Raw genomic sequence first — 16,342 nt, forward strand, 5'->3', positions numbered from 1 at the left:
GACGGAACGGAGCCCCGGATGGTGCGCAGAGCGACAGCCGCCGTGCTGGCCGCGGTGTTCGCCGCCACGACGCTCGCCGGATGCGGCGGCCGCGACGACGGTTCCGGAAAGCTCGTGGTCTGGAGCCTGGAGAACCTCACCGACCGGGTCCGGGTCACCGAGGAGCTGGTCGCGGAGTTCACCCGGCGGACGGGCGTCGAGGTCGAACTCGTCGCCGTCGACGAGAACCAGTTCAGCCAGATGATCATGTCCGCGGCGGCGGCCGGCCAGCTGCCCGACGTCATCGGCGCGCTTCCGCTCACCGCGACCTGGCAGATGGCGGGCAACGAGCTGCTCGACACCCGCGCCACCGCCGAGGTGCTGGGCAGGCTCGACCCCGCGACGTTCACCCCGAGGGCACTGGAACTGACCCGCGACGGCGACCGGCCGCTGGCCGTTCCGTCCGACGGCTGGGCGCAGATCCTGGTCTACCGCAAGGACCTGTTCGCCGCGGCCGGTCTCCCGCCGCCGGACAGCTACGAACGCATCCTCACCGCCGCCCGCACGCTGCACCGCGGGGACGTCGCCGGCATCGCGATGGCCACCGCGGCCAACGACGCCGCCACCGGGCAGGCGTTCGAGGGCCTCGCCGTCGGCAACGACTGCCAGCTCGTCGACGCGGCCGGCGGCGTCACGCTGGACTCGCCACGCTGCGAGCGGACGTTCGACCTGGTCGGCCAGCTGGCCACCCGGTTCTCGCCACCGGGCGCGCAGGACATCGACAGCATCCGCGCCACCTACTTCGCCGGCCGCTCGGCGATGGTGGTCTGGTCGTCGTTCCTGCTCGACGAGCTGGCCGGACTGCGGTCGGACGCGCTGCCGTCCTGCCCGCAGTGCCAGGCCGACCCGCTGTTCCTGGCCCGCAACAGCGGCGTCGTCGGGGCGCTCACCGGCGCGCCCGGCTCGGGTGAGCCCGCGCAGTACGGCGAGCTGACCTCGTGGACGCTGCCCGTCGGCGACCGCACGGCGCAGGCGCAGCAGTTCGTCGAGTTCATGATGAGCGAGGCGGCCTACCCGCGCTGGCTGGGCATGGCACCGGAGGGCAAGATCCCCGCCCGCACCGGCACGCCCGCCGACCGCGAGCTGTTCAGCCGCACCTGGGACACGCTGCCCGCGGGCGTGGACACCAAACGCCCGCTGGGCGAGATCTACCCGCCGGACACCATGCGTGCGCTGCGGCAGGGGCCGCAGTCGTTCCGCCGCTGGGGTTTCGAACAGGAACAGGGGGTGCTGATGGGCGCGACGCTGGCCGAGATGCCGGTGCCCAAGGCTGTGGACGCCATGCTCGGCGGAACGTCGCCGGCCGAGGCCGCCGCCGAGGCGGCCGACGACGTCCGCTCGATCCAGACCTCCCTGGGGTGAGCGCGATGCCCAAGGGAGCACTGCGCAGGTCCGAGAACCGCGCCGGGTTGCTGCTCATCTCCCCCACACTGCTGGTGGTGCTGGCCGTCGTCGTGGTGCCGGTGCTGTGGACGCTGATCCTGGCGTTCCAGCGCATCCGGCTGATCAACATCCGCGACACCGGCCTGTTCGACGCCTACACGCTGCACAACTTCGCCACGGTGTTCGGCTCGCCGGGGTTCTGGAGCTCGATCGGCACGACGCTGGTCTACGCCATCGGCGGCACCGTGCTGTCGCTGGCGCTGGGTCTGGCGGCCGCGCTCGCGCTGCGGCGGTCGTTCCGCGGCCGCGGGCTGCTGCGCGGGGCGATGCTGCTGCCCTACGTCGCGCCGGTGGTGGCGGTGGCGTTCGTGTGGGAGGTCATGCTCAGCCCGCAGTACGGCATCCTCAACGAGTGGGGCGTCAAGCTGCTCGGCTGGGACAAGCCGGTCGCGTTCCTCACCCAGCGGGAGACCACGATCTCCCTGCTGGGACTGGACATCCCGGTGCCGGTCGCGCTGCTGACGGTGATCGCGTTCGAGGGCTGGCGGTACTTTCCGTTCGCGTTCCTGTTCCTGCTGGCCCGGTTGCAGGCCATCCCGCCGGACCTGGAGGAGGCCGCCAGGGTCGACGGCGCGACGCTGACCCAGCGCTTCCGGCACATCGTGCTGCCGCAGCTGGCCTCGGTGATCGCCCTGCTGGCGATGCTGCGGTTCGTGATGAACTTCAACAAGTTCGACGACGTCTACCTGCTCACCGGTGGCGGCTCCGGCACCGACGTCGCCAGCGTGCGGGTCTACGACTTCCTCACCGCGCGGTTCGACGTCGGCGCCGCGTCGGCGCAGGCGCTGGTGCTGGCCGTGGTGCTGCTGGTGTTCCTGGCCGGATACCTGAAGTTCTTCGCACCCAAGCCGGAGGCCGGCCGATGATGGACCGCGACCGCTTCGAGAACCGCCTGTTCGGCGTGCTGCGCTGGGTCGTCATCGTGGTGCTGGCACTGGCGACGCTGTTCCCGTTCTACTACATGGTGCTGCTGTCCATCCGGCCCATCGAGAGCCTGCTGCAGGACCCGGGCAGGCTGTGGGTCGACTTCTCCGAGTGGACACTGCGCACCTACGGCGAGGTGCTGGCGTCCACCGAGGACGACGGGCAGGGCATGCTGAGCCTGCTCGGCAACTCCGCGCTGGTGTCGGCCGGGACCGTCCTGCTGACGCTGGCCGTGGCCATCCCCGGCGCGTACGCGATCAGCAGGCTGCGGTTCTTCGGCCACCGGCAGGTGCATTTCCTGTTCCTGGCCGTGTACATGTTCCCGGCGATCCTGCTCGCGGTTCCGCTGTTCGTGCTGTTCACCAAGCTGGGCCTGCGGGACTCGCTGACCGGGCTGATGATCGTCTACATCGCACAGACGATCCCGGTGTCGATCTACACGCTGCGCAACTACCTCACCACGATCCCGGACAGCATCGAGGAGGCGGCCGCGATCGACGGCTGCAGCCGCTGGCAGACGATGTGGCGGGTGACGATGCCGCTGGCCGCGCCCGCGGTGATGGCCAACGCGCTGTACGTGTTCATGATCGCGTGGAACGAATTCCTGTTCGCGCTGCTCTTCCTGGCCGCCGACCGGTCACAGTGGACGGTCTCGCTGGGGCTGGCGCAGCTTTCCGGTGGTATCGAGGTGCCCAAGACCGTGTTGATGGCAGGATCGGTGGTACTGACCATCCCGATCGTCGCGTTGTTCTACGCGGCCGAGCGGATGCTGACCGAAGGGCTCACCAGCGGTGCCGACAAGGGCTGACCTGCGACAGGCCGCGGCACAGCCGTCGGCAGGCCACCTGCTGTGGCTGATCCGCACCGGACGGGCACACACCCGCGCGGAGCTGCAGCAGCGGACCGGGCTGGCCCGGTCCACGGTCAGCCAGCGGCTGGACGCGCTGCGGGCGGGCGGGTTCCTGCGGGTCGGCGGCGTCGACTCGTCCACCGGCGGGCGGCCGCCGTCCCGGCTGGAGTTCGACTACCAGCAGGGCGTCGTGCTGGCCGCCGACCTCGGCGCCACCCACGCACGGCTGGGCGTGTTCGACCTGGCCGGAGCGGCGCTGGCGGAGTCGGTGAGCAGGCTGCGGATCAGCGACGGCCCCGGCAAAGTCCTCGGCTGGGTGACCGCCGAGCTGCGGTCGCTGCTGGACCGGGCCGGGCAGCCCGCCAACCGGGTCCGCGGCGTCGGCCTCGGCGTGCCCGGGCCGGTGGAGTCCGGCACCGTCCGCCAGCCGCCGATCATGCCCGGCTGGGACGGCTACCCGATCGCCGAGCACCTGGGCCGCGACTGGGGTGTGCCGGTGCTGGTCGACAACGACGCCAACGTGATGGCGTTCGGCGAGTACGCCGGCGGCTACCCGGACTGCCCGTCGCTGGTGCTGGTGAAGGTCGCCACCGGGATCGGCGCGGGCCTGGTGCTCGACGGCGCGGTCTACCGGGGCATCGACGGCGGCGCCGGCGACATCGGGCACGTCCGCGTCGACGCGACCTCGCGGGCACGGTGCATGTGCGGTTCGCTGGGCTGCCTGGCCGCGCTGGCCAGCGGCACGGCGCTGGCCGAACGGCTCACCGCCGGGGGCATCCCCGCCGCGGGCGGCAAGGAGTTCGTCGAGCTGGTGCGGGCCGGGATCCCGGAAGCCGTCGGGCTGGCCAGGGAGGCGGGCCGGCTGGTCGGCGAGGTGCTCAGCACGGTGGTGTGCCTGGTCAACCCGCAGGTGCTGGTGATCGCGGGCGACGTCGCCGAGACGCAGTTCGTCACCGGCGTCCGCGAGGTGCTCTACCAGCGGGCACTGCCGCGAGCCACCCGCAACCTGGCCGTGGTGACCAGCGAGCTGGGCGACCGCGCCGGCGTGCTCGGCCTGCGGGCGATGGTCGTCGACGCGGTCTACGCGCCCGAGGCCGTCGACCGCCTCCTGGAGGCCCGACACTAGTCGGTGACGTAGCGGGCCAGCTGCGCCGCGAGCCTGCCGCGTTCCACGGTGGTGCCGTACACAGGCTGCTCGGGCCCCTCCCGGCGGCCGGCGAGGACGTCGGTGACGAACCCCGCCACGGCCTCCGGTTCCGGGACCACGTCCGCGCTGTCGAGGTAGGCCACGACGGTGGCTCGCTCCCCCGGCGCGGTCTCGACGGCCAGTGCCCAGCCGTGCCGCTCACTCCAGGTCAGCATCAGGTCGTGGTCGGGCCGCCGGCTCCAGCGCCGGGCCAGGCCGAGGTAGGCCGTGACCGTGTCGCTGACCTCGAACGACGTGGCTTCCAGCGGGACGCCGACGGCCCGCGCCACGGCGCCGAGGTAGGCCGCCACGCCACGGGCCAGCGACACGGCTGGGACAGGGTCGTTCATCGCGACAACAGTAGAGGCCACCGGAGCGCGGTCCTAGACGGCCGCCACCGCCCGGTCGGCGGCCCGCAGCGGCGCGCCCATCTCGTGCAGGTGCTCCAGGACGTGGCGGTAGGACCGCAGCAGGCTCGCCTGGCTGTACGGAATACCGCGCTCGGCGCAGAAGGACTGCACGATCGGCTGCGCCAGGCGCAGGTGCGGCCGGGGCATGTTCGGGAACAGGTGGTGCTCGATCTGGTAGTTCAGCCCACCGAGCACGAAGTCGGTGAGCGGCCCGCCGCGGATATTGCGGGAGGTCAGCACCTGCTTGCGCAGGAAGTCGGCCGACTGGCCGGTCATCGTCGGCATGCCCTTGTGGTTGGGCGCGAACGAACAGCCCATGTAGACGCCCCACAGCGCCTGGTGGACCACCACGAACAGCACTGCGAGCCCCGGCGAGAGCACCAGGAAGACCGTGGTGAGGTAGCCCACGACGTGGGCGGTCAGCAGGGCGCCCTCGATCCGCCGCGCCTTCGTCTCACCCTTGAGCACGGCGCGGATGCCGGACACGTGCAGGTTGAGCCCCTCCAGCGTGAGCAGCGGGAAGAACAACCACGCCTGGTGCTTGGCCATCCAGCGCAGGAAACCCTTCTTCAGCCGCGCCTGCTTGGTGGTGAACGCGAGTGCGGAGATGTCCAGGTCGGGGTCGTGTTCCTCGTGGTTGGGGTTGGCGTGGTGACGCGTGTGACCGCCGACCCACTCCTGGTAGCTCATCCCGATCAGGCCGCCGTGCATCGTGCCGAGGATGTCGTTGGGGCGGCGGGTGCGGAAGATCTGCTTGTGCCCGGCGTCGTGGCCGAGGAAGGCCAGCTGGGCGAACACGACGGCGAGACCGGCCGCGATGAACAGCTGCCACCAGCTGTCGCCGATGAACGCGAACCCGACCCACGCGCCCGCGAAGGCCAGTAACGTGCCGGCGGTCTTGATCGTGTAATAGCCGTAGCGCCGCCGCAGCAGGCCCGCTTCGCGGATCCGCAGGGACAGGGCCGAGTAGTCGCTCTGGGTAGCCGTAGCCGTCACCGTGACGACCTCCCGGCCGGTGCCGAGAAGGGCAGCCGGCGGGCGCGGTCGCCGACCGCGCCGTTGTCGACGGGGCGGGCGACGTGCTCATCGCGGCTGGGGTGGCTGAAGACCACCGCCGTGGTGGCCGAGGTCCGGCCTGAGGTTTTGTTGCGCATGGAGGAAAACTCCTGAAGTTGGGGGACGTGACCGTGTTGGGGTTTCAACACCGGACGGACAGTCCACTGTGGACCGTGGGGTCGACGGCACGACCGGGAACACGAAGGTCACGAGAACGGTGGCGGTGTGGCCACCGGTTATGGCGGCATCCAGCCGCGGTCACTGCCCAGCGTACGCGACCCGCCGGCTCCTGGCCAGCCGGACCCCGGTTGCGCGTTCACGGCCGGGCGTGCTTCACTTGTCGTGGTTGAAGGTTTTTGTGTTCGTTTCACTGGTGACGCTCGCAAGGATTCTTGAGCGGGCGTGTTTCTTCTGATTCCCGGTCCGCACAGCCGTGACATTCATTTACGCAATCAGGAGAAACCCATGGCTCAGGGCACCGTGAAGTGGTTCAACTCGGAGAAGGGCTTCGGCTTCATCACGCCGGACGACGGCGGCGCCGACCTCTTCGTCCACTACTCGGCGATCAGCGGCAACGGCTTCCGCAGCCTCGACGAGAACTCCCGCGTGGAGTTCGAGGTCGGGCAGGGCCAGCGCGGCCCGCAGGCGACCAGCGTCTCCGTCGTCTGACGATCACAACACCGTGAAGGCCACCTTCACCACGGTTGACGTGGTGAAGGTGGCCTTCACGTACGTCCGGGGCGGCTACACGCTCGCCAGGTAGGCGGCCGCCTTCTCCGGGTCGAAGAACCAGTTCTGGAAGTCCGACGGGTCCTCGAAGCCCCTGGCGAACCGCTCGGCGACCGCCGGCTTCTGCCCCGCCACACCGAGGATCTCCATGACGTGTGGGGGCGGCGGCTGCAGCATCGCGTTGGTCCAGAACGTGACGTGCTGGGCGTACTCCCAGTACCGGTCGAACGCCGACTGCATCCACTGCCGGTCGAACGGCTTGTCGCCGTGCTCGACAATGGACTCCAAATAGGACTGTGCGCAGATCGCGGCGTTGTTGGAACCCTGGCCGGTGATCGGGTCGTTGGCGACGACGACGTCGGCCATGCCGAGCACCACGTTGCCCGAGGGCAGCTCGCCCGAGGGCCTGCGGACCACCGGGGTGTACCCGCCGGACAGCGTGGCCCGCGGGTCGGTCAGCTCGGCCGCGCCGCAGCGGTCGTACTCCCACGGGTAGTACTGCTTCATCAGCTCCAGCATGCGGTCCAGGTGCTCCTGCGGTCCCGGCTTGTCGTCGAAGACGTCCAGCGGCCCGCCCGGCAGCCCCTCGAAGAACAGGATCTCGCAGTTCCCGCTCAGCGTGTAGCCGGGGATGACGAACAGCTCGCCGGCACCGGGCGCGATGTTGAACCGCACGGCCGAGAAGTCCGGGTGCTCCGGCCTCGGCTCCATGCCGTGGACGTAGGCGACCGTCAGCGCGCGCTGCGGCGTGGTGTACGGCGAACGCTCCGGGTCGCGGTCGAACAGCTGGACCAGCTCGCCCTTGCCCGCGGCGATGACGACCAGGTCGTAGAGCTTGGACAGCGGGTCGAGGTCGGACGTGGTGACGCCGTGCAGCACGAGCTTGCCGCCACGGTCCTCGAACAGCTCCAGCCAGCCGGCCATCTTCACCCGCTGGTCAACCGACTGGGCGTAGTTGTCCAGCTTGCCGACCCAGTCCAGCACGCGGCCGCTGCCGTCCGGCGCCCCGATGGACAGGCCGAGGCCCTCCACCTTGACCGTCTGCTCCTCCCAGAGGTTGAGCTTGTGGTCACGCTCGATCTGGAGCGCCTTGTTGAACATGCACTGGGTGGACATCACCCGGCCGCCGCGGATCTCCTCCGGCGTGCGGGCCGACATCACGGTGACGTCGTACTGGTGATCGAGCAGGCTCAGCGCCAGCTGCAGACCGGACTGACCGGCGCCGACGATCAGGACCTTGCGCATGATCGAGCGTCCTCCAGGGGAAGTAGAGGCTGGGTGGTTCTCCACTATGGCGCGACAGCGCCGCCGACACTAGAGCCGCGCGGGCGTCAACTGCTGTCCGCCGGGTGCCGACACCTGCGACAACGCGAGCGTGTGCCGCACGACGGCCTGCAGCGCCGCCGACACCGACGCGCCGTCGCGGGCGTCGCAGGTGATCAGCGGGATGTCCGGGCTCAGCGCGAGCGCCTCGCGTACCTCGTCGAGGTCGTGGGTCAGCACGCCGTCGAACAGGTTGACCGCGACGATGAACGGCAGGTCCGAGTCGTTCTCGAAGTAGTTCAGCGCGGCGAACGACTGGTCGATGCGGCGGGTGTCGACGAGGACGATGGCGCCGAGCGCCCCGCGGGACAGGTCGTCCCACAGGAACCAGAACCGTGCCTGACCCGGCGTGCCGAACAGGTACAGCAGCAGGTCGGAATGCAGGGTGATCTTGCCGAAGTCCATCGCGACGGTCGTGGTCGACTTCGCGCCGTCGGGCGGGAGCTCGTCGACGCCCTGGCCGGCCTCGGTCATCCAGGCCTCGGTGTTGATCGGCGGCACCTCGGAGACGGCGTTCACCATCGTCGTCTTCCCGACGCCGAACCCGCCCGCGATGACGATCTTCGCCGAGATCGTCAGCAGGTCGTCGTCGGGCTCGCCGGAGCTGGGGTTGGTCATCATGTCCTTTCCGCTGGCACTAACGCGCCGACGCCCGGGTCAGACGGGAAGCCGCTTCAAGCCATCGAGGATGCGCTCCAGCACGCTCGTGTCGTTCTGGAAGCTGTGGGCCGTGGGGTGGATGTAGATCGCCCCCTGCACGGCCAGGTCGCTGAGCAGCACCCGGACCACGCCCAGCGGCATCGTCAGCCCGGCCGACAGCTCCGCGATCGACGACCGCGACCGTGCTCTCTCGTAGAGCGCCCGGGACTCCGGCATCAGCGAATCCGCCAGTGCCGGATCGTAGCGGGGCACCGAGATGAGCGTCTCCACCAGCAGGTGGTGCCTCGTCTTGGTGCGGCCTCCGGTGAGTGTGTACGGCCGGACCCGGCTGCTACGCATCTTGTACGCCGAGGCCGGCTCGTCGGTGGTGCCGGTGTCTGTGGACACGGTGATCACATCCTCGTCCCGGGGGCGGTCAGGACTGCGGCCTGCGGGCGGTGAGCACGCGCCGGAGGTCGGCACGCATCTCGGGGGTCAGCACGTGGCCTGCGCTCGAGACGAACTGCGTCATCTCGTAGGCAACGACCTTCATATCGCACTCCGGGCCGGTCAGCACAGCGAGCCCGGCGCCCGGATCGATGCCCATGAACAGGAAGTACCCCCGGGTCAGCCGGATGATGATCTGCTCACACCGCCCCTTGCCGAACAGGGTCGCGCTGTTCCCGGCGAGGCTGAGCAGCCCGCTGGCGATGGCGGCCAGCTGCTCGGCCGCCTCCTCGTCGACCTCGGCGGAGGCGGTCAGCGGGAACCCGTCGGTCGACATGATCAACGCGTGGCTCACGCCGTGCACCTTCGACACGAAGTCGTTGATCAGCCAGGCGAATTCTTCTTTGCGGGTGTGGTTTTCGGCGGCCGTCACGCTTGCTTGTCCTCGGTGGTATCGATGTCTGCTGTCGTGGTGCGCCGCTCGTCGAGTGCGGCCTGCTCGCCCTCGGTGAACGCGCCGAGGTCACCGATCAGCTGCTCGTGCCCGTTGTCGCCCAGGTCGCTGCCGAACTCCGGCGGGCCGGAGTCCTCGCCGGTTCCCTTGATGCTGCGGGGAACCCTGCGGGGTAGCCCGCCCGCGGTCGTCCCGCCCGACACCGGCACGGGTGACGGCTTGCGGCGGGGCGGCTCCTCGGCGACCGCGGTCGCCGGTGCCGTGGCGGCGTGCCGTCGCGGCAGCTTGCCCAGCGACGACTGCCTGGTCACCGGCGGCGGTTCCGGCGCGGCCTCGGCGGTGCCGCCGGACTGGGCGACGGCGGCGTTGCGGGGGAACACGACGGTCTGCGTGCCCGACCAGCTGGCCTCGGCCAGCTCGCTGACCAACTCCGCGGGCAGCAGCGTGGTCGCGGTGGTGCCGTGCGGGATCCGGCGCTCCAGCCGGACCCGGATGCCGTGCCTGCTGGCCACCCGCCGCACGACCGCCAGCCCCATGTGCCGCACGGAGTCGTGGTCGAGCACCGGGTCGCCGGTGAGGCGGTCGTTGAGCTCGGACAGGCGGTCACCGGGCAGGCCGATACCCTCGTCCTCGATGCGCAGCAGCACACTGCCCTGCTCGGTCAGGTGCGCGCTGACCCGGACCGGCGCGTTCGGCGGCGAGTGCCGGGTGGCGTTGTCCAGCAGCTCGGCGACGACCCGGCTGACGTCGTCGGCCGCGAAGCCCACGACGCCCAGCGGCACGACCCGGCCGATGGTGACCCGCGTGTAGTGGTCGATCGACGACATGCCCGCCCGGATGACATCGACGACCGAGGTGGTGTCCGTGGTGTTGTCGCTGGCCTCCCGCCCGGCGAGAACCCGCAGGTTCTCCGCATTGCGGCGCAACCGGGTGGCGAGGTGGTCGAGCCGGTACAGCTGTGCCAGGCGCTCCTCGTCGTCCTCCCTGGCCTCCATCTGCTCCAGCTGGGCGAGCAGGCTGTCGACGAGGTTCAGGTCGCGCAGCGAGACGCTGGCGCACACGCCGGCCAGCACCTCGTCCTGCTCACCCGGAGCAGGCCGCGGCGGCGCGGCTTCGATCACCGGCCGTTGCGTGACCTGCGGAGACGCCGCCTGCCGTTGAGCGGCGAGGAACTGCGCCGCCGCGGCACGGGACCGGTCGAGCAAACTCCGCGAGCGATCCAACAGTTCCCGAGCCCGCGTCGCCATCGTCTGTCACTACCCTTTTCGTCTGCGTACGGCCCCTGTTGCGCCGACGGACAACCACGTCGGCAACGCACGCCATGCAAGCAGACAAGACCGCCCATGTCCACAAAAAGTTTCCGTTTGGTCGCTCACCGTGACAGCCCTGCCGCGCCGGGTGCACGAAGTCGATCTTGACTATCCACAGTGGACGGTGTGAGGAACATCCCCCGCTTGGGCTATTGGCGTGCGGCGGCCAGCCGGGCGGGAAGGCCGAAGGACGCCAGGGCCACAACGAGACCCACCGCGCCGGCACCGAGGAACGCCCAGGTGATGGCGTTCCAGCTGGGCAGCTGCGTACCCGGAATCACCTCCAGGGCCACGACGGTGGCGGCTACCTGGGCACCGACCGCACTGCCCACCGACCGCAGGACGTAGGCGACCCCGGAGACGCTCGCGACGCGGTCCGCGGGAAGTGTGAGCGCGATGATGTTGACGCCCTGGGTGAGCCCGGCCCCGACCGCCACACCGACCATGCCGGCGCCGGCGGCGAGCACGACGGCGTCGGCCCGGCCACCCATCATCACCAGCCCCGCGCCGAGGAACAGGACGCCGGACAGGACCATGACCATGCGCGACCCGACCAGCTTCTCCAGCTTTCCGGTCAGCGGGGAGACGATCGCGCCGAGCACACCGAGCGGGAACATGATCAGCCCGGTGACGAGCGGGGTCAGGCCCAGTCCGTACCCGGTCGCCGCCGGTGCCGCGACGATCGTCGGGACGGTGATGAGCACCACGGCCGAGGACATTCCCGCGGCGAACGCGGTCACGTGCACGATCGCCACCGCCCGTCCGCCCAGCCGCAGGTCGACCAGGGGTTGCGCGACCCGCCGCTCGACGGCGACGAACCCGGCCAGCGCGAGGACGGCCACGGCGCCCAGCCCGAGCACGGGCGCGGACGTCCAGCCCGCCGACGGGACGAACGTGACGCCGAGCAGCAGCGCGACCAGACCGGCGCCGAGCAGGATGGCGCCCGCCCAGTCGACCCGGCCCCGCGCCGCGGGTGGGTAGGACGGCATCACGCGGAACGCGAGCACCGTCAGTGGTACGAGCACGATCAAGGCGATCCAGTACAGCCATCGGTACGAGAGCACGGTGAGGATCGGCCCGGCCAGCAGCACACCGGTCGCGTTCGCGACGGCCATTCCGCCGACGAGCAGGCCGTTGGTCCTGCGGAGCTTCTCGGGTGGCTCGCTGTCGCGGACGATGCCGACGGCCAGGGGTACGAGGCCGATCCCGACGCCCTGCAGGCCCTGCCCGATCGCGAACACCGCCACCGAGGAGGCCAGCCCCGCGATCGCGATCCCCACGCAGGTGAGCGCGAGAACGCCGAGCAGTACGCCCCGCCGGTCGCGGACGTCGGCGAGCCTGCCCACGACCGGGGTCGCGACCCCGCCGGTGAGCGCCATCGCCGAGATGATCCACCCGGCTTGCGCCGGTGTGGCGCCGATTCCCTGCTGAATGAGCGCGAGGGCGGGCAGAATCATCGCCTCGAGCAGGCCGTAGATGACCACACAGCCGACCAGCAGCACGCTCACCGACCGTGCGCGGGCCCGCACAACCGGCGTGCCGCTGACCACCGCTTCGTTGCTCATCGGACGGACACCTCCGCCTCGACCAGCCGCGCGAGCTCGGCGAGCTCGGCGTCGAAACGGACCCGGTGGGACGCGAGGTAGTCCTCCACGCTCAGCCCGGCACCTCCGATGTCGTGCCTGCTGTAGACGTCGTAGCTCACCAGTGCCGAATCCCCGAGCGGGACGAGCTGCCAGGCCGCCCATCCCGGATCGCCGGGTGAACCGGTCAGGAGCTTCACGACCTTGCGGAAGGGCGGTTCGAGCACGACCGTCTCGACGGTCAGCACGTACTCGACGCCGTCGGACTGCCCGCGGGCGACCCGGACCTCCCCGACGGCGTCCGGCTCACCGGACTCCCGGACCGGCTTCGCGCCCTGCTTCCAGCTGTTCGTGTCGAGCAGGAACGGCCAGATCACCGCCGGTTCCGCGGGAATCTCGACGGAGTTGTGGGTGACGAGGTCGACGATGTGCGGAGCAGCGGCGGTGCCCGGAGCTGAGCGTGCGGACATTCGTACCTCCTGGTGGCGGGGCCGGCGGCGAAGCTCGTAGCAGCATGAGACGCCACGTCGTGAGTGGGAACTGGACAGACGTCGAACAGATCCGCTTCGCGGCCCGACATCTGTCCACAGCCCCGGCGCGGCGGTGAATCCTAGGCTGAAGGGCCCCAAGGAAGTGGATCCGAGGAGTACGGGTGACAGCCGAAGCAGCGCACGGTGACGCGGAGGAGCAGGTCGTGACGGTCGGGTCGGTGACGTTCACCGACGAGAACCGCTGGCTGCGGGAGAACACACCCGAGGTGCTGGCCTGGCAGGAACAGGAGAACGCCGTCACCACGGCCGCGATCCACGGCTGGAAGCATTTCGGCGAGGTCCGCGACCAGCTCGACCGGACCATCGCGGACCAGCCGTCGACCGCGGAGATCTGGGGGACCACGACACCGCGCCGCATGGGCCGGTTCTGGTTCCGTCTCGACGCGGTCACCGCCGACGATCCGACGCTGGGCCTGTGGGTCTCGGAAACAGCTGACGGACCCCGCACCCTCATCGTCGACCCACGCGACCCCGCGTTCGGTCAGGACGGCACGCGAGCGCAACTGCTGTGGTACGAACCGGCTCCCGACGGATCACGCGTCGTGTTCGCCACCTACCCGCTGGGAGAGACGATCGGCACACTGCACGTCGTCGGCACCGAGGAGGGCAGGCTGTTGCCCGTCACAGCGCCGCCACATCTGGCCGCGGGCGCGACTCCCGGCTGGCTGCCGGACGGTACCGGGTTCTACACGGCCGACCGGACGGACGCCGGCGAGCACCGGATGCGCTTCGTCCCGGTGGACCCGGGTGTCCCCGGCGAGGCCGACACCGTGTTCACCCACACCCAGCTCCCGCACAACACGTTCACGCTGACCGCGCAGGTGTCCCCGGACGGCGCTCACGTCATCGCCCTGTCCGGACAGCACGAGCAGGTCGCCTGCCACCTCATGGACCGGGCCACCGGCGAGTGGCGCCCCTTCCTCCCCGTGGACCACCCCGGTGAGTGCCACGGTGTGTGGTACGACGACGACACCTACGTCGCGGTCGTCACCGCCAAGGCGCCCCGCGGCAGGGTGGTCGCCATCCCCGTCGCCACCTCCTCCGACGAGGGCACCTGGCGCGAACTGGTCCCGGAGTCCGAAGCGGTCCTGCGGTGCGTCCGGAAACTCGGGAACGACCTCGTGGTCTGCGAGATCCGGGACATCGCGGTGGAGTTCCGGGTGATCACCGCGACCGGCCAGGCGAAGGCCTCCATCCCGATGCCGGCTTCCGGCTCCTCGCCCACAGCGATGGCCGCCCGCCGCTTCGAGCGCTCCACCGAGCTGACGTTCACCCACGAAACCTTCCAGCAGGCATCCGCCGACTACCACTATCTGCCCGGGACGAACGAGCTCGTCCAGCTAAGCGAGAGCAGCCGGGCACTTCCGGGACTGACCGTCGGCCGCGGGTTCGCCACCAGCCGGGACGGCACCCGCATCCCCTACTTTCTCGTCCACCGGGCCGATGTCGACCGCACCCGGCCACAGCCGGCGTTCATCGAAGCCTACGGAGGCTTCAACATGGCGCTGATGCCCCACTATCTCGGGAATGTCGGCCCGTTCCTCGACGCGGGCGGCGTGTACGTGCAAGCGAACCTTCGCGGTGGTGCCGAATACGGCCGCGAGTGGTACGAAGCCGGGCGCCTGACCAACAAACAGAACACCTTCGACGACCTGTTCGCCGTCGCCGACGACCTGATCGCGGCCGGTGTCAGCGAAGCCGGGCGGCTGGCCTTCTACGGCAAGAGCAACGGCGGCATGCTCGCCGGTGTCGCGCTGGTCCGGCGGCCGGATCTCTGGGGCGCGGTGGTGGCCGATGTGCCACTGCTGGACATGCTGGAATTCCAGAGCCAGGGCAACCCCGCGGCCAGGTTCGCGCGCGGGGCGTTCCTGGAGGACTACGGCGACGTCACCGACCCCGATGACTCCCGCCGGATCGCCGCCTATTCCCCGTACCACAACATCCGCCTCGGCCTGCGGCACCCAGCCGTGCTGCAGATCCACGGGGAACACGACCACGGCTGCGAGCCGTTCCACGGTCGCGTCTTCACCGCGCGGCTGCGCGCCGCGAGCAGTGCGAACAAGCCACTGCTGCGAGTCCGGAAGGACTACGGGCATCTGCCGGCGACGCGAGCGCAAGCCCTCGAACACCATGCCGAGATCGTCGCCTTCGTCATGGACCACCTCGGGATGACACCGGCCGGCTCGGGCTCCTAGTCCGGCAGCAGCGGCACGGAGATGCCCGGGTCGCGGCCGAGCAGGACGGCCCGGGTGACGGCGGCCGTACCGTAGCGGTCGCGCACCCCGTCCAGGGCCGTGTCCAGCGCCGTCGCCCGGTCCACCTGGAACGGCAGTTCCAGCTGCACCGCACCATGGTTGTCCAAATTGGACAGAGAAATGCCGAGCAGTGTGATGCCCTCCCGCTCGATCAGCGGCATCGCCGCGGCCAGCAGGTCACGCACCGTCGCCAGCACGACGTCGGTGCCGTCCGTGGCCTCCCCCAGCGTGCGCGACCGCGTGATCCGGGTGAAGTCGGCGAACCGCAGCCGCAGCACCACCGTCCGGCACACCCGGCCGGCCGCACGCAGCCGTCGGGTCAGCCGGTCGACCAGCGTCACGGCGACCGCGTCGAGTTCGGCCCGCGACTTCGGCCCGCGCCCCAGCGCGCGCTGCGCGCCCATGGACCGGCGGCGCCTGCCCACCTGCACCGGGCGCGGGTCGTGGTTGTGCGCGAGCGCGTGCAGGTGCCTGCCGCCGGCTCTGCCGAGCATCGCCACCAGCCTGGCCTCCCCCAGCGCGGCCACCTGCCCGACCGTGCGCACCCCGCGTGCCCGCAGCTTCTCCGACGTCTTCTCCCCGACCCCCCACAGGCGTTCGACCGGCAGCGGATGCAGGAAGTCCAGTTCACCGTCCGGCGGGACGACGAGCAGCCCGTCCGGCTTGGCGACCCCGCTGGCGACCTTGGCCAGGAACTTCGTGCGTGCCACGCCGACGGTGATCGGCAGGCCGACCCGCTCCGCGACGTCGCGCCGCAGCCGGGCGGCGATCTGGTCGGCGGGCCCGGCGATCTTGCGTAGCCCACCGACGTCGAGGAACGCCTCGTCGATCGAGATGCCCTCGACCAGCGGCGTGGTGTCCCGGAAGACGGCGAACACCGCCTTGCTGGCCTCCGAGTAGGCCGACATCCGGGGCGGCACGATGATGGCCTGCGGGCAGAGCCTGCGGGCCTGGCCACCACCCATCGCGGTGCGCACCCCGAACGCCTTCGCCTCGTAGCTCGCGGCCAGCACCACGCCACCACCCACGATCACCGGGCGCCCCCGCAGGACGGGCCGGTCCCGCTGCTCGACCGACGCGTAGAACGAGTCCAGGTCGGCATGCAGAATGGTGGGTTCGGTCACGAACACATGTTCGCATGCC

Annotated in this window: 17 protein-coding genes; 6 read left to right on the top strand and 11 right to left on the bottom strand. The window is 70.5% G+C overall.

Annotated features, from left to right (window positions below; translation table 11 throughout):
* The first annotated feature begins 18 nt into the window (after positions 1–18).
* From EWH70_RS11790 to EWH70_RS11805, 4 genes are read left to right on the top strand one after another with little or no spacing between them, the layout of a single operon-like run.
* On the top strand, positions 19–1,401 hold the full coding sequence (locus tag EWH70_RS11790) for an ABC transporter substrate-binding protein (protein ID WP_130475362.1): 1,383 nt from the start codon (positions 19–21) through the stop codon (positions 1,399–1,401).
* Between the two features lie 5 nt (positions 1,402–1,406).
* On the top strand, positions 1,407–2,348 hold the full coding sequence (locus EWH70_RS11795; protein ID WP_130475363.1) for a carbohydrate ABC transporter permease: 942 nt from the start codon (positions 1,407–1,409) through the stop codon (positions 2,346–2,348).
* A complete protein-coding gene (locus EWH70_RS11800) occupies positions 2,345–3,214 on the top strand; it encodes a carbohydrate ABC transporter permease (RefSeq protein WP_205669094.1) in 870 nt (289 codons plus the stop codon). The genes EWH70_RS11795 and EWH70_RS11800 overlap by 4 nt, the downstream gene beginning before the upstream one ends.
* Positions 3,198–4,382, top strand: coding sequence for an ROK family transcriptional regulator (locus tag EWH70_RS11805; RefSeq protein WP_240686940.1), 1,185 nt, complete (start codon positions 3,198–3,200; stop codon positions 4,380–4,382). The genes EWH70_RS11800 and EWH70_RS11805 overlap by 17 nt, the downstream gene beginning before the upstream one ends.
* Here EWH70_RS11805 and EWH70_RS11810 read toward each other — a convergent pair.
* Genes EWH70_RS11810 through EWH70_RS35435 form a run of 3 tightly spaced genes read right to left on the bottom strand, consistent with a single transcriptional unit; the run spans position 4,379 to position 6,006 of the window.
* Positions 4,379–4,792, bottom strand: coding sequence for a DUF6292 family protein (locus EWH70_RS11810; protein WP_130475364.1), 414 nt, complete (start codon positions 4,790–4,792; stop codon positions 4,379–4,381). The two genes, EWH70_RS11805 and EWH70_RS11810, sit on opposite strands and share 4 nt — an antisense overlap.
* Before the next feature lie 33 nt (positions 4,793–4,825).
* Positions 4,826–5,848 (bottom strand): fatty acid desaturase family protein, encoded by a 1,023-nt coding sequence (locus EWH70_RS11815; RefSeq protein WP_130475365.1) that lies wholly within the window; start codon positions 5,846–5,848, stop codon positions 4,826–4,828.
* On the bottom strand, positions 5,845–6,006 hold the full coding sequence (locus tag EWH70_RS35435) for a hypothetical protein (RefSeq protein ID WP_165436237.1): 162 nt from the start codon (positions 6,004–6,006) through the stop codon (positions 5,845–5,847). Before EWH70_RS35435 ends, EWH70_RS11815 begins: the two co-directional genes overlap by 4 nt.
* 367 nt (positions 6,007–6,373) lie before the next feature.
* Here EWH70_RS35435 and EWH70_RS11820 point away from each other — a divergent pair, with 367 nt between their 5' ends.
* Positions 6,374–6,577, top strand: coding sequence for a cold-shock protein (locus EWH70_RS11820; RefSeq protein ID WP_130475366.1), 204 nt, complete (start codon positions 6,374–6,376; stop codon positions 6,575–6,577).
* A 75-nt stretch (positions 6,578–6,652) separates the two neighbouring features.
* Here EWH70_RS11820 and EWH70_RS11825 read toward each other — a convergent pair whose 3' ends face one another.
* The 7 genes from EWH70_RS11825 to EWH70_RS35440 all read right to left on the bottom strand — a co-directional run bounded on the left by EWH70_RS11825 (position 6,653) and on the right by EWH70_RS35440 (position 12,863).
* Positions 6,653–7,882: a styrene monooxygenase/indole monooxygenase family protein gene (locus EWH70_RS11825; protein ID WP_130475367.1), complete on the bottom strand. Its 1,230-nt coding sequence runs from the start codon at positions 7,880–7,882 to the stop codon at positions 6,653–6,655.
* A 69-nt stretch (positions 7,883–7,951) separates the two neighbouring features.
* The gene (locus EWH70_RS11830; protein ID WP_130475529.1) at positions 7,952–8,578 is read right to left on the bottom strand and encodes a GTP-binding protein; all 627 of its coding nucleotides are present in this window, start codon (positions 8,576–8,578) and stop codon (positions 7,952–7,954) included.
* A 39-nt stretch (positions 8,579–8,617) separates the two neighbouring features.
* Entirely contained in the window at positions 8,618–8,959 is a 342-nt protein-coding gene (locus tag EWH70_RS11835) for a DUF742 domain-containing protein (RefSeq protein WP_130475530.1), read from the bottom strand.
* A 76-nt stretch (positions 8,960–9,035) separates the two neighbouring features.
* Complete coding sequence (locus tag EWH70_RS11840; RefSeq protein ID WP_130475368.1) at positions 9,036–9,479, bottom strand: roadblock/LC7 domain-containing protein; 444 nt, start codon at positions 9,477–9,479, stop codon at positions 9,036–9,038.
* On the bottom strand, positions 9,476–10,747 hold the full coding sequence (locus EWH70_RS11845; RefSeq protein ID WP_130475369.1) for a sensor histidine kinase: 1,272 nt from the start codon (positions 10,745–10,747) through the stop codon (positions 9,476–9,478). Before EWH70_RS11845 ends, EWH70_RS11840 begins: the two co-directional genes overlap by 4 nt.
* Before the next feature lie 212 nt (positions 10,748–10,959).
* Positions 10,960–12,375 (bottom strand): MFS transporter, encoded by a 1,416-nt coding sequence (locus EWH70_RS11850; RefSeq protein ID WP_165436238.1) that lies wholly within the window; start codon positions 12,373–12,375, stop codon positions 10,960–10,962.
* A complete protein-coding gene (locus EWH70_RS35440) occupies positions 12,372–12,863 on the bottom strand; it encodes an SRPBCC family protein (protein WP_165436239.1) in 492 nt (163 codons plus the stop codon). Before EWH70_RS35440 ends, EWH70_RS11850 begins: the two co-directional genes overlap by 4 nt.
* A 182-nt stretch (positions 12,864–13,045) precedes the next feature.
* Here EWH70_RS35440 and EWH70_RS11860 point away from each other — a divergent pair, with 182 nt between their 5' ends.
* Entirely contained in the window at positions 13,046–15,139 is a 2,094-nt protein-coding gene (locus tag EWH70_RS11860; protein WP_130475372.1) for a prolyl oligopeptidase family serine peptidase, read from the top strand.
* On the opposite strand, the gene dinB is transcribed toward EWH70_RS11860, so the two are convergent.
* Complete coding sequence (gene dinB, locus EWH70_RS11865; protein WP_130475373.1) at positions 15,136–16,329, bottom strand: DNA polymerase IV; 1,194 nt, start codon at positions 16,327–16,329, stop codon at positions 15,136–15,138. The genes EWH70_RS11860 and dinB overlap by 4 nt on opposite strands.
* Positions 16,330–16,342: the final 13 nt, after the last annotated feature.

The organism is Amycolatopsis suaedae, assembly GCF_004214935.1.
Classification (GTDB): Bacteria; Actinomycetota; Actinomycetes; order Mycobacteriales; family Pseudonocardiaceae; genus Amycolatopsis; species Amycolatopsis suaedae.